This is a genomic window from Flavobacterium ardleyense (assembly GCF_042686085.1).
GTDB classification, from domain to species: Bacteria; Bacteroidota; Bacteroidia; order Flavobacteriales; family Flavobacteriaceae; genus Flavobacterium; species Flavobacterium ardleyense.
This window is the reverse complement of the sequence record NZ_JBHUOL010000025.1, coordinates 15,480-36,672: the sequence shown is the minus strand read 5'-3', so window position 1 is coordinate 36,672 and position 21,193 is coordinate 15,480. Positions and strand designations below refer to the sequence as shown.

General features: G+C 33.2%; 25 protein-coding genes. 24 read left to right on the top strand and 1 reads right to left on the bottom strand.

Going from position 1 to position 21,193, the window contains the following annotated elements; genetic code table 11:
* Positions 1–39: 39 nt before the first annotated feature.
* Entirely contained in the window at positions 40–741 is a 702-nt protein-coding gene (locus tag ACFSX9_RS15955; RefSeq protein ID WP_379809511.1) for a peroxiredoxin, read from the bottom strand.
* A 298-nt stretch (positions 742–1,039) separates the two neighbouring features.
* On the opposite strand from ACFSX9_RS15955, the gene ACFSX9_RS15950 reads away from it, so the two are divergent.
* The 24 genes from ACFSX9_RS15950 to ACFSX9_RS15835 all read left to right on the top strand — a co-directional run bounded on the left by ACFSX9_RS15950 (position 1,040) and on the right by ACFSX9_RS15835 (position 21,138).
* On the top strand, positions 1,040–2,020 hold the full coding sequence (locus tag ACFSX9_RS15950) for a c-type heme family protein (RefSeq protein WP_379809509.1): 981 nt from the start codon (positions 1,040–1,042) through the stop codon (positions 2,018–2,020).
* Position 2,021: 1 nt separating this feature from the next.
* On the top strand, positions 2,022–2,228 hold the full coding sequence (locus tag ACFSX9_RS15945; RefSeq protein WP_379809507.1) for a DUF6132 family protein: 207 nt from the start codon (positions 2,022–2,024) through the stop codon (positions 2,226–2,228).
* Entirely contained in the window at positions 2,228–2,824 is a 597-nt protein-coding gene (locus ACFSX9_RS15940; protein WP_379809505.1) for a class I SAM-dependent methyltransferase, read from the top strand. Before ACFSX9_RS15945 ends, ACFSX9_RS15940 begins: the two co-directional genes overlap by 1 nt.
* A gap of 340 nt (positions 2,825–3,164) precedes the next feature.
* A complete protein-coding gene (locus tag ACFSX9_RS15935) occupies positions 3,165–3,641 on the top strand; it encodes a PAS domain-containing protein (RefSeq protein ID WP_379809503.1) in 477 nt (158 codons plus the stop codon).
* Between the two features lie 33 nt (positions 3,642–3,674).
* A complete protein-coding gene (locus ACFSX9_RS15930) occupies positions 3,675–4,061 on the top strand; it encodes an acyl-CoA thioesterase (RefSeq protein WP_379809501.1) in 387 nt (128 codons plus the stop codon).
* A gap of 114 nt (positions 4,062–4,175) precedes the next feature.
* Positions 4,176–4,793: a TetR/AcrR family transcriptional regulator gene (locus ACFSX9_RS15925; RefSeq protein WP_379809499.1), complete on the top strand. Its 618-nt coding sequence runs from the start codon at positions 4,176–4,178 to the stop codon at positions 4,791–4,793.
* A 1-nt stretch (position 4,794) separates the two neighbouring features.
* Positions 4,795–6,042 (top strand): TolC family protein, encoded by a 1,248-nt coding sequence (locus tag ACFSX9_RS15920; protein ID WP_379809497.1) that lies wholly within the window; start codon positions 4,795–4,797, stop codon positions 6,040–6,042.
* Positions 6,043–6,045: 3 nt separating this feature from the next.
* Entirely contained in the window at positions 6,046–6,918 is an 873-nt protein-coding gene (locus ACFSX9_RS15915; RefSeq protein ID WP_379809495.1) for an HlyD family secretion protein, read from the top strand.
* 21 nt (positions 6,919–6,939) lie between these two features.
* The gene (locus tag ACFSX9_RS15910) at positions 6,940–7,386 is read left to right on the top strand and encodes a hypothetical protein (RefSeq protein ID WP_379809493.1); all 447 of its coding nucleotides are present in this window, start codon (positions 6,940–6,942) and stop codon (positions 7,384–7,386) included.
* Positions 7,383–7,667 (top strand): cupin domain-containing protein, encoded by a 285-nt coding sequence (locus ACFSX9_RS15905; protein ID WP_379809491.1) that lies wholly within the window; start codon positions 7,383–7,385, stop codon positions 7,665–7,667. Before ACFSX9_RS15910 ends, ACFSX9_RS15905 begins: the two co-directional genes overlap by 4 nt.
* A 181-nt stretch (positions 7,668–7,848) precedes the next feature.
* Positions 7,849–8,217: a cupin domain-containing protein gene (locus tag ACFSX9_RS15900; protein WP_379809490.1), complete on the top strand. Its 369-nt coding sequence runs from the start codon at positions 7,849–7,851 to the stop codon at positions 8,215–8,217.
* 176 nt (positions 8,218–8,393) lie between these two features.
* Positions 8,394–9,290, top strand: coding sequence for an ABC transporter ATP-binding protein (locus ACFSX9_RS15895; RefSeq protein WP_379809488.1), 897 nt, complete (start codon positions 8,394–8,396; stop codon positions 9,288–9,290).
* A gap of 60 nt (positions 9,291–9,350) precedes the next feature.
* Complete coding sequence (locus ACFSX9_RS15890; RefSeq protein ID WP_379809486.1) at positions 9,351–10,085, top strand: ABC transporter ATP-binding protein; 735 nt, start codon at positions 9,351–9,353, stop codon at positions 10,083–10,085.
* Between the two features lie 199 nt (positions 10,086–10,284).
* Positions 10,285–11,391: an ABC transporter permease gene (locus ACFSX9_RS15885; RefSeq protein ID WP_379809484.1), complete on the top strand. Its 1,107-nt coding sequence runs from the start codon at positions 10,285–10,287 to the stop codon at positions 11,389–11,391.
* 261 nt (positions 11,392–11,652) lie between these two features.
* Positions 11,653–12,777, top strand: a complete 1,125-nt coding sequence (locus ACFSX9_RS15880; RefSeq protein WP_379809482.1) for an ABC transporter permease — start codon at positions 11,653–11,655, stop codon at positions 12,775–12,777.
* Between the two features lie 82 nt (positions 12,778–12,859).
* Positions 12,860–13,060, top strand: a complete 201-nt coding sequence (locus tag ACFSX9_RS15875) for a hypothetical protein (RefSeq protein ID WP_379809480.1) — start codon at positions 12,860–12,862, stop codon at positions 13,058–13,060.
* A 148-nt stretch (positions 13,061–13,208) separates the two neighbouring features.
* Positions 13,209–13,421, top strand: a complete 213-nt coding sequence (locus ACFSX9_RS15870; protein ID WP_379809478.1) for a hypothetical protein — start codon at positions 13,209–13,211, stop codon at positions 13,419–13,421.
* A gap of 142 nt (positions 13,422–13,563) precedes the next feature.
* Positions 13,564–14,898 carry a cytochrome ubiquinol oxidase subunit I gene (locus ACFSX9_RS15865; protein ID WP_379809476.1) on the top strand — a complete coding sequence of 445 codons (1,335 nt, stop codon included), beginning with the start codon at positions 13,564–13,566 and terminating at the stop codon, positions 14,896–14,898.
* Between the two features lie 3 nt (positions 14,899–14,901).
* A complete protein-coding gene (gene cydB, locus ACFSX9_RS15860) occupies positions 14,902–15,978 on the top strand; it encodes a cytochrome d ubiquinol oxidase subunit II (RefSeq protein ID WP_379809474.1) in 1,077 nt (358 codons plus the stop codon).
* A gap of 30 nt (positions 15,979–16,008) precedes the next feature.
* Positions 16,009–16,746, top strand: coding sequence for a hypothetical protein (locus ACFSX9_RS15855; protein ID WP_379809472.1), 738 nt, complete (start codon positions 16,009–16,011; stop codon positions 16,744–16,746).
* A gap of 125 nt (positions 16,747–16,871) precedes the next feature.
* Entirely contained in the window at positions 16,872–18,332 is a 1,461-nt protein-coding gene (locus ACFSX9_RS15850; protein WP_379809470.1) for an NAD(P)/FAD-dependent oxidoreductase, read from the top strand.
* Between the two features lie 55 nt (positions 18,333–18,387).
* Positions 18,388–18,519, top strand: coding sequence for a hypothetical protein (locus ACFSX9_RS15845; protein WP_379809468.1), 132 nt, complete (start codon positions 18,388–18,390; stop codon positions 18,517–18,519).
* A gap of 171 nt (positions 18,520–18,690) precedes the next feature.
* Positions 18,691–20,004 carry a TolC family protein gene (locus ACFSX9_RS15840; RefSeq protein WP_379809466.1) on the top strand — a complete coding sequence of 438 codons (1,314 nt, stop codon included), beginning with the start codon at positions 18,691–18,693 and terminating at the stop codon, positions 20,002–20,004.
* 48 nt (positions 20,005–20,052) lie between these two features.
* Positions 20,053–21,138, top strand: a complete 1,086-nt coding sequence (locus ACFSX9_RS15835) for an efflux RND transporter periplasmic adaptor subunit (RefSeq protein ID WP_379809464.1) — start codon at positions 20,053–20,055, stop codon at positions 21,136–21,138.
* Positions 21,139–21,193: the final 55 nt, after the last annotated feature.

Here is a 21,193-nt window from a genome sequence, read left to right as displayed (position 1 = left end):
TTACTTATTTAGACTGTTTGAAATTTATTTTCCCAATTCTTATTTTTTCAATATTGTATTTAAAACTAAATCTTTATCTAATTTTTTAGTACAGAAGAACCAATCTTTACAATCTAATTCTTCTTCACTTTCCATTCTTTCTTTTGCAACACCACAAGAACCAGCTGTTGGAACAATTACGTCTTCTCCTGGTCTCCAATCTGCCGGTAGTGCCACGTCAAATGCATCCGCTGTTTGTAAAGCAAGTAAGGCTCTGTAAATTTCATCGAAGTTTCTACCAATACTTAGTGGGTAATAGATGATTGTTCTAATTGTTCCTTTTGGATCTACAAAGAAAACTGCTCTTACTGCTTTCGTAGTACTTTCGCCCTCCATGATCATTCCGTATTTTTTTGAAACTTCCATAGAAATGTCTTCAATCAAAGGGAAATTCACTTCAATGTCTTTCATTCCTTTGTATTCTATTTTTTCTTTAATCGTACGCAACCATGCAATATGACTGTATAAACCGTCAACTGATAAACCTAATAATTCACAATTTGCTGCATTAAACTGAGGCTCCATACTAGCAAATGTCATAAACTCAGAGGTGCAAACTGGAGTAAAATCGGCAGGATGACTAAAAAATATTACCCATTTTCCTTCATAATCTTTGGGGAAGTTTACCATTCCTTGAGTCGTTACTGCTGTAAATTCTGGCGCTTGTTGGCCAATTCGAGGCATAAATGCTTGATTTTCCATTTTTATATTTTTTAAATTTTGTTAGTATTTGATGGTGCAAAGCTCGGATTAAATTTAAGAGCTGTGTGTAACATTTGTTTCGTTGTATAGTAAAATATTATTGTATAATCACATTGTTATAGTTTTTTGTTATAGCTTTCGTAATAGTTTTGTAACAATGGTTACATGTTCTTGTGGATCACTTCAGTACATTTGTAAAAGTCAAAAAAAGTTTGAGAATTGCTTTACTAAATTATTTTCCATACTTGCGTTTAATACCAAGAGTTTTATTTAATTACTAACAATCAAATAGCATCTAATGAAATACTTATTCACCATTTTAACTTTAGCGGGATTGTTTAGTTGTCAGCAAGACAAAAAAGAGTACAGCGCAATTACCGAAAAATCTGATGCAATCGAAGTAGAACCTTCCGAAGGTAAAAAACTAATGGAAACCCATTGTTATTTGTGTCACGGACCAAAAGCAGCCGAAAATGATGGTAGAATAGCACCGCCAATGGTAGCAATTAAAGCTAGATACATAGACAGAGAAGGTTATAATAAAGAGGAGTTTATTAAATATGTAAGTGCTTTTGTTGAAAACCCAACGGAAGAATTAGCTTTAATGCGAGGCGCCGTAAAAAAACACGGTTTAATGCCGAAACAAGCCTTCCCAAAAGAAAGTGTTCAGCAAATTGCCGAATTTATGTTTGATTACCAAATTGAAGAACCAGAATGGTTTAAAGCACATTGGGAATCGCACGGAAATAAAAATTGGATACAATCAGGCAAAAAATATACCGAAGCTGAAGCAGAAAGAACATATGCTGATATCGGATTAGAATACGCTTTGGAAACTAAAAAGCTATTGGGTAAAAACCTAATGGGAACGATTCAGAAAAAAGGAACAATTGAAGCCTTAGATTTTTGTAATATCCAAGCAATGCCTTTAACAGATAGCATGTCAGTAAATTATAACGCCTCAATTAAAAGAGTATCTGATAAAAACAGAAATCCAAGTAATAAAGCAAATGCTGAAGAATTGAAATATATTGGCCAATTCAAAACGCAGATGGCATCAAAAGAAACTATTAAACCGGTAATAATTGATAAAGGAAATAAAATTCAGTTCTATTATCCAATAGAAACCAACACAATGTGCTTGCAATGCCATGGAAAAGAAATTAAGCCCGAAGTTGCCAAGCAGATTTTAAAATTATATCCGAAGGATTTAGCCATTGGATATGATGAAGGAGAAGTCAGAGGAATTTGGAGCATCACATTTGATAAAAAGAAATAAAATGACAAAAAAAGCATACATCATCACAGGAATTGGAATAGTAGTAGGTTTAATTGCAGGTTATCTGTATTACCAACAAATAGGTTGTGAAAGCGGCACTTGCGCAATTACATCAAAGCCATTAAATAGCACGTTATATGGCGGGTTGATGGGCGGCTTATTATTTAATTTGTTTGTTACATCATCTAAAAAGAAACAACAAGAATAATGAAAGATTTTTGGAATACAAGATATGCCGAAACGGATTTTGCTTATGGTAAAAACCCGAATCAATTTCTAGTAAGCCACTTAGATAAAATACCGAAAGGGAAAATACTTTTTGTTGCTGAGGGAGAAGGAAGAAATGCCGTTTTTGCAGCACAAAATGGTTTTGAAGTACACGCCTTTGATTACAGCGAAGCTGCAAAAGTAAAAGCTGATGCATTAGCTAAAGAAAAAGAAGTTACAGTTTCTTTTTCCGTTTTCGATGTGTTGGAAAATCCTTATGAAAAAGAAAGTTTCGATGCGATTATTTTTATTTTTGCTCATTTCCCAATTTCAATTCGAAAAGAAGCGCATAATAAATTACTGCATTTACTAAAGCCAAACGGAGTGATTCTGTTTGAAGCTTTTGCTAAAGATCAATTAAAGTTTAATTCGGGAGGTCCAAAAGAAGAAGCAATGTTATTTTCTGAAATTGAAATAAAAGATGAATTTCAGTACGTCACTTTTGAATTTATTGATACCAAAATTGTAAACTTAGACGAGGGTCCTTATCATCAAGGAGATGCTTCTATTATTCGATTTATTGGTAAAAAATATTAAAAAAATACACCCCTTTTCTTTATAAATTCCTAATCAAGTTATTACTTTTAAATAGCTTTTTTAGGATTTTTTATTTTATTAAAAAGAATTAGCTGAAAATTGTCTTTTAATTAATTGTACATTTGTGTCATATAAAACTCAATTTTGGAATAAATTAGTTATTTCAATGTGGAATCAAGTTAAATTCTTGAACTGTCGTGCAACTGTAATTTTCGTTTTAATGCGAAATAAGTCAGATACATAAATTGATTTTTGTTTGAGTATCACGCAAGTACTTAAGCATTCGAGCCGTTACTAACAAAGGCAAGAAGTGTTTCTGTATTTGATAAAACTAATTATTATGACAGAAGCACACGCAAATGCAATTTTCAAATTTCATCAAAAATTAAAAATTATTAACACACCATTGGTTTGTTGGGATATATTTTCGATACAGCAAATGGAATACAATGAATTTAGTTCAGTTCAAAAGACTTGGAAAGAAAAAGAAGATTATTTTAAAGAAAATGATGTTTTAATTGTTACCAATACTCGTTTTGAAATTGTTTATGCGTCTAAAAACATGCATGAAATGAACGGTTATTATCCCAAAGATGTGCTTGGAAAATCTCCTAAAATGTTTCAAGGACCATTAACTTCTGCAAAAGCTTTAGACAATATTAGAATTGCGGTTAAGAATCAATTGCCTTTTAAAGAAATTGTTACTAACTATAAGAAAGACGGTTCGCTATACGAATGCGAAATTAAGGCCGTTCCAAAATTTGACGCTAAAGGAAATTTAGTCAGCTACATTGCTTTCGAACGATTAGCATCTTAAATTATTTATTACGAATACAAATAATAACAACAAATGTTAACTACAGAAGATAAAATTCAAAACTCTATTACACGAGTTTTCAAAGCCGTATTTCCAAACACTACCAATCATTATGATACTTTATTTGGTGGAACAGCAATGCAATATATGGACGAAGTGGCATTCATTACTGCAACACGATTTAGCCGTCAGAAAATGGTCACGGTAAGCAGTGATAAAATCGATTTCAAAAAACCAATTCCTCACGGAACAATTATTGAGTTAATTGGAAAGGTTACGTATTTAGGTACGACTAGTTTAAAAGTTAGAGTCGATATTTTTATTGAACAAATGTATGACGATAGTAGAGAAAAAGCAATTACTGGTGAATTCACTTTTGTGGCGATTGGCGATGATAAAAGAGCAGTAAAGATCGTTTAGAACATTAGTTTTTAACTCGATAGTAGTTAGTTGTAAAAATTAAAGAAGTATTTCGTGACGGGAATACTTTTTTTACGTACATTTGTTAACCAAATGGTTAAACCCGATAGTTAAATGAAAAATACAGAAAAAAAAGAAACGACAGAGCATCAGATTTTAGATGCTGCTAAAACGGTTTTTCAAGCTAAAGGTATGGAAGGTGCAAGAATGCAAGAAATTGCAGACGCCGCCGGAATCAACAAAGCAATGCTTCATTATTATTACCGAAGCAAAGAAATGTTGTTTGAAGCTGTTTTTAAAGCGGCCTTTTTACTTTTGGCTCCTCAATTAAATGCCATTTTGAATGATGATGCTCCAATTGAAGAGAAGATTAGAAGTTTTACCAACAATTATATCGCTTTTATGGTGAAACATCCCTATTTGCCAAACTTCATTTTTCAGGAGTTGAATAGAAAGGAAGATTTTATTCTGAAATTAAAAGAAAATACAGGTTTCCCAAATCTTGAAAAGTTTCAAGTTAAGCTAGAGCAGGAAATTAAAGATGGAATTTTAAATCCTATTGAAGCCGATCAATTATTCGTGAATATTATTGCACTAAATATTTTTCCATTTATTGGTAAACCCTTAATTAAAGCTTTCGCAAAAAAAGATGAAATCGCTTATCAAGAATTTATTGAAAAACGTAAAACGGAAGTAGCTAATTTCATTATCAATTCCATAAAACGCAAATAAAATGAAACAATATATTTCAATACTTTTCCTATTTGTTATGCTTCCCTTTTTTGGTCAGCAAAAATTAACGTTGGAAGAATGTCAAACGGCGGTGACTAAAAATTATCCTTTGGCAAAACAGCTTGATTTGTACACTCAAAAAGGAAATTTTGAAAAGCAAGCGTTTGAAAAAGGAAATCTTCCTAAAATCGATATCAATGCTCAAGCTACTTATCAATCGGATGTGATTGAATTTCCATTTTCAATGCCAAACACTTCTATTAAGCCACTGAATAAAGATCAATATCGTGCGACTTTAGATGTGCAACAATTGATTTACAATGGCGGATTAATCAAAGCGAATTCAGAATTAAAAGACATTCAAATTCAAAACGTAAAACAACAAGTAAATGTTTCATTATACCAATTAAAAACCAAAGTCAACTTTTCATTTATGACGGTTCTATTGCTTCAAGAACAAAATGAATTATTAAGTGCGAAGAAAGAATTGTTGACCAATAAAACGAAAGAAGTGCATTCGGGTGTGAAAAACGGAATGCTTTTGCCTTCGTCAGAATATGTATTGCAAGCGGAATTAGCCAAAGTAAATCAGACACTTGCCGAAAATAATTTGAATAAACATAAAGAAATTCAAAATTTAGAAAAACTAACTTTTACTACAATTTCAAGAGAAATTATTTTCGAAAAACCAACCGAATTTTCAACGAACCAATCGCGTCCAGAGTTGGAATTATTCGAATTGCAAAGTCAACAGTTAGAAGTGTCAAAAGACTTACTTTCCAAATCGAAATTACCAAAACTAAATGCTTTCGGTCAACTAGGTTATGGAAATCCTGGATTAAACATGTTGGACAATTCATTCCAAGATTTTTATATCGTAGGATTAAAGTTAAACTGGAATGTATTCGATTGGAACAAATCTAAAAATGAAAAAGCGTCTTTGGAGGTTGCAAAAGAATTGGTTCAAACTGAAAAAGAAACTTTTGAAACCAATATTGCAATCCAATTAAACGAAGTGCAAACCGAAATCGAAAAACTAACTTTAGCCATTCAATCTGATACTGAAATTATTGAATTACGAGAAAAAGTTCTAAGAGCTTCAGATTCTCAATTGAAAAATGGAGCCATTACTTCTTCTGATTATTTAACTGAATTAACGCAATTATTCGATGCTAAATCGGCTCAGAAAATTCACGAAATTCAATTGCATTTGGCCCAACTAAATTATCAAATCATTAAAGGAAACTAACCAATGAAAAAAATAGTACTTACAAGTTTATTAGTAGCCGTTTTATCCTGTAAAGATAATAGCAGCGAAGCTGATGCTTACGGAAATTTCGAAGCCACTGAAATAACGGTTTCGTCAGAAGCTAATGGGAAAATTGAATTTCTGAATGTTGAAGAAGGAAATAAAATTGCTAAAAATAAAATCGTTGGTGTAATTGATACCACACAATTGCACTTGAATAAATTGCAGTTATTAGCTTCAATTCAAACCATTTCTTCCAAATCGACTAATGTTCTATCGCAAAGAAGAGTTTTGGGCGAGCAGTTGAAAACCGCTATAATGGAGCAAAATAGAATCCTTTCGATGTACAAAGAAAGTGCTTCAACCAAAAGACAAGTTGATGAAATTGATGGTAAAGTCAGTGTTATTCAAGAGCAAATGAAAAGCGTAGAAACCCAAAATGCACCAATTGTTAACGAAGTAAAATCGCTGGAAGTTCAGATTAAGAAAATCGAAGATCAAATTAAAAAGTCAAAAATCGAAAATCCGGTTGAAGGAACGGTGTTAACCAAATTTGCGGAACCAAACGAAATTACTTCGTATGGAAAACCATTGTATAAAATCGCTGATCTATCTGAAATGACTTTACGTGTTTATTTTAGTGAAACGCAATTGCCATCGATAAAAGTGGGACAAGAAGTTACGGTTTCGATTGATGAAAAAGAAGGAACGAAGACCTATAAAGGAAAAATTTCTTGGATTTCGTCTTCGGCAGAATTCACGCCAAAAATTATACAAACCAAAGAAGAACGCGTAAATTTGGTTTATGCGGTGAAAGTGATTGTAAAAAACGATGGTGCCTTAAAAATAGGAATGCCAGCGGAAGTTAAATTATAAAACCAATTTAAATTAAATAGAATGAACAAATTAAAAATCGGCACAATTGTGCTATCGGCTTTGTTTCTTTTTTCGTGCAATACCAAAACGGAGCAAGAACCAACGGAAGAAGTTCCAACAGTTGCGACTGAAGAAGTACACGAACACGTAACAGACGAACCACTTCAATTAAATGATGGTGAAAAATGGAAAGTGGATGATAGTATGATGGCTCACATTGCTCAAATGGAAAAAGACATTACATCATTAGACAAACCTGAAGATTTCGAAAAACTATCCGATAATTTAAACAAAAACTTAGGTTTATTAACAGCAAATTGTACGATGAAAGGGCAAGCACACGATGAATTACACAAATGGTTATTGCCTTATATTGATTTAGTGGAAGCTTTCTCAACGGACAAATCAGTAGCCAATTTCACGGCAATTAAAAACTCATTTTCAACCTTTAATACTTATTTTCAATGAATTTAAAAGACTTACACACCGAACAAAAAGCAGTGCAAACTAGTGCATTATTTGAGCCAAATGAAAAAGTAATTTCATTACAAATCGCTAAAGACGAACAACTAAAAGAGCACATCACAAAAATTCCAGCTTTGTTAGTATGTGTTGCTGGAAAAGCTTCTTTTAGTGATGAAAATGGTCAAAAATTAAGTTTACAATCTGGCGATTATGTGAAGATTGAACCGAATGTAAAACATTGGGTTGATGCTTCTGAAGATAGCAATTTTTTATTAATAAAATAATATATTAATAGTTATAATTACTGATATGTTTTTGGAACGCAATATTCCGCAGCCCGACTTGAGTGGAGCTCTTTTTGTGGAGCAAAGCGGAACAAAAAAGCGGGAACGGAAGGCGGATAAGCTGCCCAAATAAAACAGATCGTTAATTACTATACTTAAGTAACTTTTTAAAACTAAAAACATGAAAAAAACAATCGTATTACTGGCAATCTTCGCTTTGGTAAGCTGTAAATCAGTTCAGCCAACAGCACCGGTAAAAACTATGAACCTAAAAGATTTGCATACAGAATTATCAGATGTGCAGACTGCACTTTTATTCACACCTTCGGAGAACAAAGTTGTGTCTTTACAGATCGCTAAAGGAAAGCAATTAGCCGAACACATCACGCAAGTGCCCGCTTTATTAGTTTGCGTAACGGGAAGTGGAAGTTATGGTGATCAAAACGGAAAAAAATTAAGTTTAAAACCAGGTGATTACGTGAAAATCGAACCAAATATTAAACATTGGGTAGATGCGTTTGAAGATAGTAACTTTTTGTTAATCAAGTAGTTTATTTGTCTTTTTGAGACCTGATACGTTTCAAAAACCTGTCAGGTCTAGCTTAAAACAATATAATAGAAAAGTTCAACGCTTTTTAAGATGACAACTTTCTGTCAATGAAATAATTAAAATTAAAACTTACAAATTGATTTTTCAAATTGATATTGTAATTGAAATTTAAAAACATGAGCATTTCAGTCCAAAACATATCGAAATCATACAAAAAGCTCAAAGCTGTTGATGACGTTTCGTTTGAAGTAAATTCAGGTGAATTATTTGGACTGATTGGACCAGATGGTGCCGGAAAAACAACTATTTTCAGAATTTTGACAACGCTTCTAATTGCTGATGAAGGCAAAGCGACCGTTGCTGATTTAGATGTCGTGAACGATTATAAAGCAATACGAAATTCGGTTGGATATATGCCGGGAAAATTCTCGTTGTATCAAGATTTAACGGTGGAAGAAAATCTTACATTTTTTGCGACTATTTTCGGAACAACTATCGAAGAGAATTATGAATTAATAGAAGATATTTACGTTCAAATCGAACCGTTTAAAAATCGAAGAGCAGGAGCGTTATCGGGAGGGATGAAGCAGAAGTTGGCCTTGTGTTGTGCTTTAATTCACGCACCAAAAGTTTTGTTTTTAGACGAACCCACAACAGGAGTCGATCCCGTTTCTAGAAAGGAATTTTGGCAAATGCTAAAACGATTGCAACAAAAAGGAATCACAATTTTAGTTTCCACACCTTATATGGACGAAGCCTCACTTTGTGATCGAATTGCCTTAATCCAAAATGGAAAAGTATTAAAAATTGATTCGCCACAAAAGATTACGTCCGATTATGAAAAAGTGATTTACGATATTCAATCTAAAAATACACATGGATTAATTCACGATTTAAAAAGTTATCCAAGTCATTACAGCGTTTATGCTTTTGGGGAATTTATCCATTATATTGATAAGAATCCAGCTTTCAATCCGCAAGATATTGTGAAGTATTTAGAAAATAAAAACCACGCAGATATTGTCATTCAAAAAGCTGTGACTACTATCGAAGATGTTTTTATGGATTTGTAATTTAGTAATTATCTGTTAAAAAATCCGTGTTAATCTGTGTAATCCGTGGCAAAAAAAAATATGGAAAAAGAGAAAATCATACAAGTCGATAAACTCACCAAAACTTTTGGCGATTTCACTGCAGTAAAAAGCATTACGTTTGATGTTTATAAAGGCGAAATTTTTGGATTTTTAGGAGCAAACGGAGCCGGGAAAACTACTGCTATGAAAATGCTAATCGGAATATCGAATCCAACATCTGGTAAAGCAATTGTTGCTGGATTAGATGTAGCAACTCAAGCTGATTTAGTAAAGAAAAGCATTGGCTATATGAGTCAAAAATTCTCTTTGTATGACGATTTAACAATTAAAGAAAATATTACTTTTTTTGGTGGAATTTACGGCTTATCGCGTAAGCAAATCAAAGAAAAAACGGCCCAATTAATTACCGAATTAGAAATGCAAAACGTAGCTAATAACTTGGTTAGTTCGTTGCCGTTAGGTTGGAAGCAAAAGTTATCCTTTTCGGCAGCTTTATTGCACGAACCAAAAATTGTATTTCTAGACGAACCAACAGGCGGAGTAGATCCAATTACCCGAAGACAATTTTGGGAAATGATTTACACCCAAGCCTACAAAGGCACCACAATTTTCGTCACCACACATTATATGGACGAAGCCGAATATTGCGACCGCGTTTCCATAATGGTCGAAGGCGTAATCGAAGCTTTAGACACCCCAAAAAACCTAAAAAAACAATTCAATGTGGATTCAATGAACGATGTATTTTTGAAACTCGCGAGAAACGTTGAATAAAAAAGTTGTTAATTATAAGTTGTCAGTTTTAAAACCTATACTGATTGCTAAAATTTAAATTTTAGAGAACTTAGAGACTTTGTGTCTTCGTGGCAAAAAGCAAACATAATACAGTAAAACATCTTTTTTGAGTGATGGCTAAAAATCCAACATTAAAAAGCTTCGAGCCTTTGTGTCTTCGTGGCTAAAAAAATAAAATATGAAAAGATTCATCGGTTTTATAAAAAAAGAATTCTATCACATTTTTCGTGACAGACGTTCTATGTTTATTCTTTTCGGAATGCCGATTGCCCAAATTATGTTGTTTGGTTTTGCGATTACAAACGAGGTCAACAATGTGAAAATTGCTATTTTCGATCAATCAAAAGATATTGAAACACAGCAAATAATAAACAAAATTAGTGCTTCTTCGTATTTTGATATCCAACAAGAAATCAGATCGGAAGCCGAAATCGAATCGGTTTTCAAAAAAGGAAAAGTAAAAGCTGTTTTAGTTTTTGAAAAAGATTTCAGTAAGAAACTCCAAACGCAAAACATCGGAAAAGTGCAAGTCATTTCAGACGCCACTGATCCCAATATGGCGAATACGATTTCAAATTACATCAGTTCTATTTTACAGAATTATTCGCAAGAAAAAAATAAAATAACACCATCGGCTTACCAAATTCAGACACAAACTCAACTCTATTATAATCCCGAACTTAAAAGTGTTTTCAACTTTGTTCCAGGAGTCATGACTGTGATTTTGATGTTGGTTTCCGCAATGATGACATCGATTTCTATTACTCGTGAAAAAGAATTAGGCACCATGGAAATCCTTTTGGTGTCGCCCTTAAAACCATTTCAAGTTATTATTGGAAAAGTATTTCCATACATTTTCATGTCGATAATCAACGCGATAGTCATTTTAGTGTTGGGCTATTTTGTATTTGAAATGCCCATTGAAGGAAGCCTAGTTTTGCTTGCCTTCGAGACCGTTTTGTTTATTATTTGTGCTTTGGCACTCGGAATTTTAATTTCCACCATCTCAGATTCGCAACAAACCGCCATGATGACATCCCTTTTCGGACTCATGTTACCCGTGATTTTATTGTCCGGATTCATTTTTCCCATCTCAAGTATGCCGTTACCGTTACAAGTAATAAGTAATATAATTCCTGCAAAATGGTTCATCATTATCATCAAAGCCATTATGCTAAAAGGAGCCACATTCGCCGTAATTTGGAAAGAAACCCTAATTATAATCGGAATGACGTTTCTATTTACAATTATAAGTATCAAAAAATATAAAATCAGATTAGAATAGTTTTTAGGAGCTCATCCCGCTTTCCGTCGCAATCTTTTTTCAGACCTACCAGGTTTTTGAAACCTGTTAGGTCTAAAAAAAGGATTTCCACTACAATCGGGGCTAGGCAATCAGCAGTCAATAGTAATAAATTTAAAATCCGTGACCATCGGCCAAAATCCGCCTAATCCGCGTTCCAAAAGATATTAAAATAAAAATCTGTGTTTAAAAAGAGAAAAGATCCGTCACAATCCATATAATTCCGCGTCATCCGCGTTCCAAATGAAAACAATATTATTCATCATACAAAAAGAATTCAAGCAAATTTTTAGAAATAAAAGTATGTTACCGATTATCTTTATTTTACCCTTGATGCAATTGGTAATTCTATCCAACGCTGCGAGTTTTGAAGTTAAAAATATCAAATTCTCTTATATTGATAATGAAAAATCAGCTTTATCCCGCCAACTAATCAGCCAATTCGAAGCTTCAGATTACTTTGATATCATTGCCCAATTTTCTTCCAAAAAGGAGGCCGATTTAGCGATGCAAAACGGAAAAGTAGATGTAATTCTCGAAATCCCAAATCAATTCGAGCAACAATTGTTGAAAAACAAAAAAGGAAATCTTTCAGTAAGTATCAATGCTATTGATGGTGCGGCTGCCGGAGTTACAAATGTTTATATCATGCAGATTATTTCGGGATTCAATCAAAATATTCAAACCAATTTAAACATGTATAATGAAGGAATGCCTTTTCCCGTTCAAAGAATTGAAACAATTCCGTCCTTTTGGTATAATAAAACCTTGAATTATAAAACCTTTATGGTTCCCGGAATTTTAGTGCTGTTAGTGACGATGTTGTCTTTGTTTCTTTCGTCAATGAATATTGTTCGTGAAAAAGAAGTCGGCACGTTGGAACAAATAAATGTTACACCCATTAAAAAATACCAGTTCATTATTGGTAAATTATTTCCATTTTGGGTATTAGGATTAGTCGTTTTAACGGTTGGATTACTTATAGCAAAAGTAGTTTTCAACGTGCCGATTTTAGGAAATATATTTTTGATTTACTTTTTTACATCCGTTTATCTAATTCTAATTTTGGGTATTGGTTTATTCATTTCAAATCATACGGATACGCAACAACAAGCCATGTTTATCGCTTGGTTTTTTACCGTGATTTTCATCTTAATGAGTGGCCTTTTTACACCGATTGAAAGCATGCCAAATTGGGCACAAAACTTAACTTATTTCAATCCAATTCGCTACTTTGTAGAAGTAATAAGAATGGTAATGCTCAAAGGTGCAGGATTTCAGGATATCAAAATGCAGCTAGGGATTATTACACTTTATGCTGTTGTCATTAATGGATTAGCGGTTTGGAGTTATAAGAAAACCAATTAGGCGACAGTGGTTTTGTCTGTAATGTTTGTTACAGTGAGTTGTTTTAATCCGTGTATTTTTGTATCTTTAATATATGATTTTTATGAAAAAGATGTTGTTTACAAATTGGCATTTAATGCGCTGGGTTAGATTGATTTTTGCTGTTGGAATTTCTTATCATGCGATTGCAACTAATCAATATTTTTTCTTATTATTTGCATTGTTTTTCTTGCTTCAAGCTGTTTATAATACTGGTTGTGGACCTCAAGGTTGCCAAGTTCCTCAAAAAGAGACTGATAAATAATAATAACATTGAAAAGGCAATGCGCTGTTTAGGAATTTACATTTACCAAATTAATTAAAATTTATGTGTATTATTTCTAAATTTGTATATATTTGTAATAGAATGAGTGGATTAACAAACAGTAAATAACAATTAAAAAAAATAAATAATGAAAAAATTAGTTTCTATCATGGCGGTTGCTGCTTTTATGTTTTCAATGAATGTGAATGCACAAGAGCCGAAAAAAAAGGATAAAAAAGAAAAAGCAAAAACTGAAAAGTCTTGCACAACTGCAGAGAAAAAGGCTTGTGGAACAGAATCAGAAGCTAAAGCAGGTGGATGTTGTTCATCTAAAAAAGCAGCTGAAAAAAAAGCAGAATAATTTCATTGCAGATAAATTAGTAAATGCCTCGAATCTTTCGGGGCATTTTTTTTTGGAATTATTTCGAATGTTTTGTTTTAAACGTAACACTTGTTACTGTGATTTGGCAAGAGTTTACTAATTTTGTTAAAACTATTTTAAAATGGAAGAAATGCTTTTCTACGATAGAATGCAATTTGCATTTACTATCACATTTCACTACTTGTTTCCGCAACTCACAATGGGACTTTCCTTAATGATTGTTTACTTTAAGTGGAAATTCATCAAAACTCAGATCGAAAAATATAACGATGCGGCAAAATTCTGGATGCGAATTTTCGCACTTAACTTTGCAATGGGCGTTGTAACTGGAATTCCAATGGAGTTTCAGTTTGGAACCAATTGGGCAAAATTCTCAGAATTGACCGGAGGAATTATTGGGCAAACCCTCGCTATGGAAGGAATGTTCTCCTTTTTCTTAGAATCTTCATTCTTAGGTTTATTCTTATTTGGTGAAAAGTTGCTCGGACAAAAACTTCATTTCTTAACGGGATTTCTTGTTTTTTTAGGCTCTTGGGCAAGTGGTTATTTGATTATTGCGACCCATTCTTGGATGCAAAATCCGGTTGGCTATGAAATTTTAGCCAATGGAAAATTTGTCTTAAATAATTTTGGTGCGTTGTTTTCCAATCCTTGGCTTTTGCCTTCCTACTTTCACAACCAAGCGGCTTCTTTAGTTACGAGTTCGTTTGTTGTTGCTGGAATTGGAGCTTTTTATATCTTAAATAAAAAGAATGTGGAATTCGGTAAATTATTTGTAAAAACTGGAGTTATTTTCGGATTGATTTCTTCTTTAATTGTTGCGGTGCCAACGGGTGATTTATTAGCTAAAAACGTAGTAAAATATCAACCTGTAACGTTTGCCGCAATGGAAGGAATTTTTCACACCGAAAAAGAAGGTGGTTCTGAAATTGTTTTAATCGGACAACCTGACGTGCAGAATAAAAAATTAGATAATAAAATTGCGGTACCTAATATTTTGAGCTTCTTAACCTACGGGAATTGGCATCAAGAAATAAAAGGATTAAATGAATTTCCAGAAGACACACATCCCACTAATATTTCAGGTTTGTATTATGCTTATCATATTATGGTTGGTTTAGGAACACTTTTTATTGGATTATTAGTACTCGCAGTATTTCAATTGGTTCGAAAAAAATTATATACTACAAAATGGATTTTATGGGCGTTGGTATTCTTCATTCCATTTCCATACATCGCTAATACAACCGGATGGTATACGGCCGAGTTAGGAAGACAGCCTTGGTTAGTTTATAATTTATTACGCACTTCAGAAGGAGCTTCACCAACAGTTTCTTCAGGTAATACATTATTTACATTATTAGGATTTATTGGACTTTATCTTCTTTTAGGAATGCTATTTCTTTTATTAGTTGGTAAAATCATTAGAAAAGGACCAGAACCTCAAACACATTAAGCTATGGAATATTTTTGGTATGTTGTACTAGTATTGATGTTAGCGGCTTATGTCGTTTTAGATGGTTATGATTTTGGAGCAGGAATTATTCACTTGTTCTTTGGTAAAACAGAGAAAGATAAAAAAGCGATTACAAATGCTATTGGACCTTTCTGGGACGCCAATGAGGTTTGGTTAATTGCTACTGGAGGTATTTTGTTTTTTGCATTCCCAACACTTTATGCATCTTCTTTTAGCGGCTTTTATTTGCCTTTAATGATGATTTTATGGTTATTGATTTTCAGGGCCATCGGATTAGAATTAAGAGGGCAAATCCATCATCCCATGTGGGAAGTGGTTTGGGACAAAGCTTTCGGAATTTCTAGTTTATTATTAGCGTTGTTCTTCGGAGTAGCGCTTGGAAATGTGGTAAGAGGCGTGAATTTAGGAATGGTTGAAAACGGCGTTTCGACAGTGGAAGCCCATTATTTCTTCTTGCCTTTATGGAACCCTGAATTTAGCCCGACATCTGAAAATTTAGGCGTTATTGATTGGTTTACACTTTTATTGGGAATCATAAGCGTAGTAGCTTTAACAATTCATGGAGCCAACTGGATTATCTACAAAACGAATTCGGACATTAACGAAAAACTAAAAGAGGTAGTTTTTAAATTAAATATTGTTTTAGTTGCTTTGGTTATTGTTTCTTTATCGGTTTGGCATATAATTGAACCAACTCCATTTGATAATTTTATAAAATATCCGTTTTTACTACTTTTACCGTTATTAATGGTAATCGGAATTGTCGGTTTGTTTAAAGTGAAAACCTTCAAGAAACACGGAATCGGTTTTTTATTCTCGACTTTATTTTTAGTTGGAGGACTTGCTTCGACCGTAGCTTCTATTTTTCCTAAATTATTACCATCGACAAATAACGTGAATCCATCGTTGACTGTTGAGAATGTTGCGGCTCACGAATATGGATTAGCAGTTGGAATGAAATGGTTTTTCATCGCAATTATTCTTGTTGTAATTTATATGATTGTGCAGTATAAGGTCTTTAAAGGTAAAATGGACGATACAGGTTATGGAGATCATTAATAAAAAGACAAAAAAATTAATATTTTAAAAATGAATTATCTTAGATCTTTATTGTTTTGTGGTTTGTTTCTGCTAATTAGTTGTGATCAATCAATGCTTTCAGACAAAGAGCTAAATGATTTGTCTAATATGCAGGTCAATATACATCTGGATGAGGACTTAGACAATGAAGAAGAAAAGGATATTTATGTTTATCTAACGGACGGAAAAAAACAAATAATTAATGATAAGATTATAATTAAAGTAAATGATCTGCCGTTAGAATTAAGCGTTAGGCAGGAACTTTATTACACTAAAAAATCTTGTTATATTTTACCCGATTTTCCCACAAGCGAATCCTATTATTTTGAAATTATTTTACCAGACAGTACAGTCTATCCTTTAGCCTATTTAAAACCTAAACTAAAAAATAAAACTTTTGAATTTCAAGTTCCCAAAATAGCTTCGAGACATAACGATGTTGTTTTACAATGGAAAAATCTTTCTATTCCTAGCGAAATGACTGTCTCAAAGAACGTTGAAAGCAAAACTTCGGCCGAAGAATCTGGAGGAATGGATTCCGATCAAACTATTGTAGAAAATATAAAAACTAAAACAGGAACCTTTTTAATACCACGAAAATTTCTCGAAGATGAAGTGAATAAAACAAACTACGCTGAGATAGCTCTAAATCATCGGGAATCTGGACTTATTAATCCAAAGTTAAAAGTAAATAGCACTATTTTTTACGATTCTAAAATAGAAAGAACTATAGAAATAGTAGAATAATAAAAGACACATTTAAAAACCCACTCTTATAAAATGAGTTTGTATTCGTACATATTAGTTATGTAACAAATGTTGCTGTAGTAGAAATAGTTAAGGCTTACTTTTGAACTATAAAACTAATAGATATGGCAAAAATAGTTGTTTTAGGAGCTGGAATTTCGGGTCACACCGCAGCCGCTCATTTAAGAAGAAAACTATCCAAAGAACATGAGGTGTTAGTGGTTTCTCCAAATAGAAATTACCAATGGGTGCCATCAAATATCTGGGTAGGAATTGGGAGAATGAAATCTAAAGAAATAATTTTTCCATTAGAGCCATTATATAAAAGAAAAGGAATTGGATATAAACAATCCAAAGCAGTTTCTTTTCATCCCGAAGGAGATAGTACAGAAGCAAAACCCTACATTTTAGTGGAAGGTGTTTATGGAGATACTTTAGGGAAACAAGAAAAAGTAACTTACGATTACTTAATTAATGCTACAGGTCCAAAATTGGCTTTCGATATGACGGAAGGTTTGGTTCCTGGTACAAATAAAGCGTATTCGGTTTGTACGTATGATCACGCGGAACATGCAGCAACAGCTTTATTAGAGTTGATTGCCGAATTAAAAAATTCCGATAAAAAGCTCAAAATTTTAATAGGAACAGGTCACGCGAAATCTACATGCCAAGGTGCGGCTTTTGAATATATATTAAACGTAGAAAAAGAATTAGTAAATCACGGAGTTCGTGATAAAGCGGAGATAACCTGGATTTCAAATGAATACTATTTAGGTGATTTTGGAATGGATGGAATGTTGATGGAATACAATGGTTTCAATATGAAGTCGAAAGACATGATTGAAATGATATTCGAAGACAGAGGCATCAAATGGATTTTAGGAGCTGCAGTAAATAAGGTTCAAGATGGAATAGCTCATTATGAGAATTTAGAAGGCGAATACAAATCAGAAACATATGATTTTGCAATGTTAATTCCTGCTTTTTCAGGTCACGGTTTTCAAGGATTTGACAAAGAAGGAAATAATGTTACCGAAAAATTATTCAAAGGCTTTATGATTGTGGATGCGGATTATACGCCAAGGCCTTATGAAGAATGGACCGTGCAAGATTGGCCAGAAACCTATCAAAACCCAACATATAAAAATATTTTTGCCCCTGGAATAGCTTTTGCTCCACCACATAGTATTTCAAAACCTAGAACAAGTAAAAACGGAACTGAAATTTTTCCAGCTCCACCAAGAACAGGAATGCCGTCAGGTATGACTGCAAGAATTGTGGCAGATAATATCATTGATTCCATCAAATTAGGTAAAGAATCCCTAAATCATAAAGGTTCAATGGGAAATATGGGAGCGGCTTGTATTGCTTCTGCCGGTTACGGAATTACAAAAGGAAGTGGTGTGAGTATTACAACCTTTCCAATTGTTCCAGATTATGTAAAATATGCCGATACAGGAGGAAGAGATATTAAAAAGACTTTCGGTGATATTGGTTTAGCAGGACACTGGGTGAAATTAGCTTTGCATTATGCTTTTATTTATAAAGCTAAAATGAAGCCATTTTGGTGGCTGATTCCAGAATAGAATAGTTTTTAATTTTTCATTATTCAATTTACAACAATACAAAATACCATATATCATGGCACAAAGAATATCAAATGCACAGCGTTCCAAAATGCAAAATCCATTCTTGCAGTTTTTTAAATTCTTCTATCTGAACATTAGAATTTTAAAAATTGTAGCTGGAGGGCATGGTGGCACAAGAAAGTAATAATCATTTTGAAGATGATGATTGTTTTTAGTTTTTATTGGTTAGTAAAAGAGCATCTGAAAAGATGCTCTTTTCTTTTGTAACAGTTGTTGCAAAGGTGTGTAACTCTTGTTACCGTATAGACTTTTTTGGCAACGTACTTTTGTTACTGTAATAATCAATATAACAACGATGAAGAAAATTAATCTATTAGTAGCAATTGGAATTGCGTTTGGTGTTGCGAACGGAAACGCGCAAGACACTTTGTCTATTTCCAAAAATGATTTGTTGCAGAAAGTCACAGAAAACAACCTACAAATTAAAGTGGCCGAAAAATCATTTCAATCCGCAAAAGCAGATTATCGCCAATCGAATGCAACCTTTTTGCCCAACATTAAATTATCTTATACTGGAATTTCAACGACAAATCCTTTAATGGCTTTTGGTTCAAAATTAAACCAGGAAATCTTAACAGCGGCAGATTTCGATCCAGCTTTATTGAATGACCCAGCGGTTACTCAAAACTTCGCGACGAAAATTGAAATACAACAACCAATATTCAATTTAGATGGTTTGTTTGGAAGACAAGCTGCTAAAGCTAAAATGGATGCTTTCCAACTGCAAACCGATCGTACTAAAGAATATTTAGAATTAGAAGTTTCAAAATCTTATATGCAATTGCAATTGGCTTACAAAGCTGCAAAAGTATTAGAAAAAGCAAATGAAACGGCTCAAGGAAATTTAAAATTGGTAGAGAACTATTTCAAAAGTGGCATGTTGCAGAAAACCGATTTATTAAATGTCCAAGTGCGTGTGAATGAAATTGCCAACCAATGGCAATATGCCAAATCAAATGTGCAAAATGCATCTGATTACTTAGCGTTTCTTTTGAATGAAGATATGACGGGTAAAACCTATAAACCAGCTGAGGCTTTAGAAAACACAATCGCAATTGAAAGCATAAATACAACACTTTCTGATTCGAGAAAAGATATTCAAGCGATGGAAAAATCTTCTGAAGCTTATCAAAAAATGGCTCAATCTTCAAAATTCGGATTTTTACCAAGATTAAATGCTTTCGGAAGTTATGAATTGTATGATTCTAAATTTTTAGGAACAGCAGCCAAAGGTTATTTAGTAGGAGCACAATTGTCTTGGGATATTTTCGACGGCTACAAAACCATCGGAAAAACTCAAAAAGCAAAAGCAGACTTCGAAAAAGCATCTGTGGAAACGGAACAATATAAAAAACAAAGTCAGTTAGAATTAAACAAAACGAATCGTCAATTGTTAGATGCTGAAAACAAAGTGAATTTATCAAAATTAGCTTTCGAGCAATCAGAAGAGGCTTATAGAATTCGTCAAAATAGATTTACACAAGGTTTAGAAAAAACTACTGATTTGTTAATGGCTGAAACGCAAGTGGCTCAAAAAGAGTTAGAACATTTACAAGCGGTTTTTGAATATAATTTCACGAAACAATACTTACAATTTTTAACCAAATAAAGCTCGATATTAATTCGAAAATCAACTTCAACTTTTAAAAAGACTATCATGAAAAAAATAATATCAATCATTACGCTTTCAACTTTGCTATTTGTTTCTTGTGGAGAAGACAAAAAAGAAATCTCTAACAATGAACCAGCTGTTCCTGTGAAGTTATCAGGTGATATGGTTGGCGAAAACAGTGCATACGTAACTGCAAGTGGAAAAATAGAATCTGAAAATAGTGCGAATTTAAGTACTAGAATGATGGGTTATGTTACTAAAGTAAATGTAAAAGTAGGACAAAATGTGACGGCCGGACAACTTTTGGTAAGCATCAACAACACAGATTTACAAGCAAAAAAAGCACAGGTAGATGCTTCAATCACACAAGCAACTGCAGGTTTTAATAATGCAAAAAAGGATTACGATCGATTCGTGAATCTATTTGCACAACAAAGTGCTTCACAAAAAGAATTAGACGATATGACGGCTCGTTACGAAATGGCTAAAGCCGGATTAGAAGCTGCGAAACAAATGCGTAATGAAGTAATGGCTCAGTTTTCTTATTCAAACATTACAGCTCCGTTTTCTGGAACAGTTACCAATACGTTTATAAAAGAAGGTGATATGGCAAATCCAGGAATGCCTTTAGTGAGTATTGAAGGCGTTTCAAAAATGCAAGTAACGGCTATGGTTTCTGAAAGTGCTATTTCGAATGTTACTAACGGAATGCCAGTTAAAATTAATGTGAAGTCAATTAATAAAGAAGTAACTGGTAAAGTGTCAGAAGTGAGTTTATCAGCTAAAAATACAGGTGGCCAATATTTAGTAAAAATCACTTTAGATAAAATAGAAAAGGGAATTTTATCAGGAATGTTTGTAAACGTTCAATTTCCAGTAGAGAAAAAAGCAACTGCAACAAATGCAAAATCAGATGTAGTTGTTATTCCGGTAAGCGCTTTAGTAAAACAAGGGCAGTTAACTGGAATTTATACGGTAGGAAATGGCAATGTGGCGATTTTAAGATGGTTGAGAATCGGAAAATCATTTGGCGATCAAGTAGAAGTTTTATCAGGTTTATCGGCAGACGAACAATATATAGTTTCGGCTGATGGAAAATTATATAACGGCGCTAAAATTAGTGTTCAGTAATTAGTAAACAGTGTTCAGTCGCAGTTTTCAGTTGAAACCTGAAACTTGAAACTAA

What these genes read in the sequence shown, in the direction of transcription:
- ACFSX9_RS15955 (WP_379809511.1), bottom strand. Translation starts at nt 741, where the DNA reads ATGGAAAATCAAGCATTTATGCCTCGAATTGGCCAACAAGCGCCAGAA.
- ACFSX9_RS15950 (WP_379809509.1), top strand. Translation starts at nt 1,040, where the DNA reads ATGAAATACTTATTCACCATTTTAACTTTAGCGGGATTGTTTAGTTGT.
- ACFSX9_RS15945 (WP_379809507.1), top strand. Translation starts at nt 2,022, where the DNA reads ATGACAAAAAAAGCATACATCATCACAGGAATTGGAATAGTAGTAGGT.
- ACFSX9_RS15940 (WP_379809505.1), top strand. Translation starts at nt 2,228, where the DNA reads ATGAAAGATTTTTGGAATACAAGATATGCCGAAACGGATTTTGCTTAT.
- ACFSX9_RS15935 (WP_379809503.1), top strand. Translation starts at nt 3,165, where the DNA reads ATGACAGAAGCACACGCAAATGCAATTTTCAAATTTCATCAAAAATTA.
- ACFSX9_RS15930 (WP_379809501.1), top strand. Translation starts at nt 3,675, where the DNA reads ATGTTAACTACAGAAGATAAAATTCAAAACTCTATTACACGAGTTTTC.
- ACFSX9_RS15925 (WP_379809499.1), top strand. Translation starts at nt 4,176, where the DNA reads ATGAAAAATACAGAAAAAAAAGAAACGACAGAGCATCAGATTTTAGAT.
- ACFSX9_RS15920 (WP_379809497.1), top strand. Translation starts at nt 4,795, where the DNA reads ATGAAACAATATATTTCAATACTTTTCCTATTTGTTATGCTTCCCTTT.
- ACFSX9_RS15915 (WP_379809495.1), top strand. Translation starts at nt 6,046, where the DNA reads ATGAAAAAAATAGTACTTACAAGTTTATTAGTAGCCGTTTTATCCTGT.
- ACFSX9_RS15910 (WP_379809493.1), top strand. Translation starts at nt 6,940, where the DNA reads ATGAACAAATTAAAAATCGGCACAATTGTGCTATCGGCTTTGTTTCTT.
- ACFSX9_RS15905 (WP_379809491.1), top strand. Translation starts at nt 7,383, where the DNA reads ATGAATTTAAAAGACTTACACACCGAACAAAAAGCAGTGCAAACTAGT.
- ACFSX9_RS15900 (WP_379809490.1), top strand. Translation starts at nt 7,849, where the DNA reads ATGAAAAAAACAATCGTATTACTGGCAATCTTCGCTTTGGTAAGCTGT.
- ACFSX9_RS15895 (WP_379809488.1), top strand. Translation starts at nt 8,394, where the DNA reads ATGAGCATTTCAGTCCAAAACATATCGAAATCATACAAAAAGCTCAAA.
- ACFSX9_RS15890 (WP_379809486.1), top strand. Translation starts at nt 9,351, where the DNA reads ATGGAAAAAGAGAAAATCATACAAGTCGATAAACTCACCAAAACTTTT.
- ACFSX9_RS15885 (WP_379809484.1), top strand. Translation starts at nt 10,285, where the DNA reads ATGAAAAGATTCATCGGTTTTATAAAAAAAGAATTCTATCACATTTTT.
- ACFSX9_RS15880 (WP_379809482.1), top strand. Translation starts at nt 11,653, where the DNA reads ATGAAAACAATATTATTCATCATACAAAAAGAATTCAAGCAAATTTTT.
- ACFSX9_RS15875 (WP_379809480.1), top strand. Translation starts at nt 12,860, where the DNA reads ATGAAAAAGATGTTGTTTACAAATTGGCATTTAATGCGCTGGGTTAGA.
- ACFSX9_RS15870 (WP_379809478.1), top strand. Translation starts at nt 13,209, where the DNA reads ATGAAAAAATTAGTTTCTATCATGGCGGTTGCTGCTTTTATGTTTTCA.
- ACFSX9_RS15865 (WP_379809476.1), top strand. Translation starts at nt 13,564, where the DNA reads ATGGAAGAAATGCTTTTCTACGATAGAATGCAATTTGCATTTACTATC.
- cydB (WP_379809474.1), top strand. Translation starts at nt 14,902, where the DNA reads ATGGAATATTTTTGGTATGTTGTACTAGTATTGATGTTAGCGGCTTAT.
- ACFSX9_RS15855 (WP_379809472.1), top strand. Translation starts at nt 16,009, where the DNA reads ATGAATTATCTTAGATCTTTATTGTTTTGTGGTTTGTTTCTGCTAATT.
- ACFSX9_RS15850 (WP_379809470.1), top strand. Translation starts at nt 16,872, where the DNA reads ATGGCAAAAATAGTTGTTTTAGGAGCTGGAATTTCGGGTCACACCGCA.
- ACFSX9_RS15845 (WP_379809468.1), top strand. Translation starts at nt 18,388, where the DNA reads ATGGCACAAAGAATATCAAATGCACAGCGTTCCAAAATGCAAAATCCA.
- ACFSX9_RS15840 (WP_379809466.1), top strand. Translation starts at nt 18,691, where the DNA reads ATGAAGAAAATTAATCTATTAGTAGCAATTGGAATTGCGTTTGGTGTT.
- ACFSX9_RS15835 (WP_379809464.1), top strand. Translation starts at nt 20,053, where the DNA reads ATGAAAAAAATAATATCAATCATTACGCTTTCAACTTTGCTATTTGTT.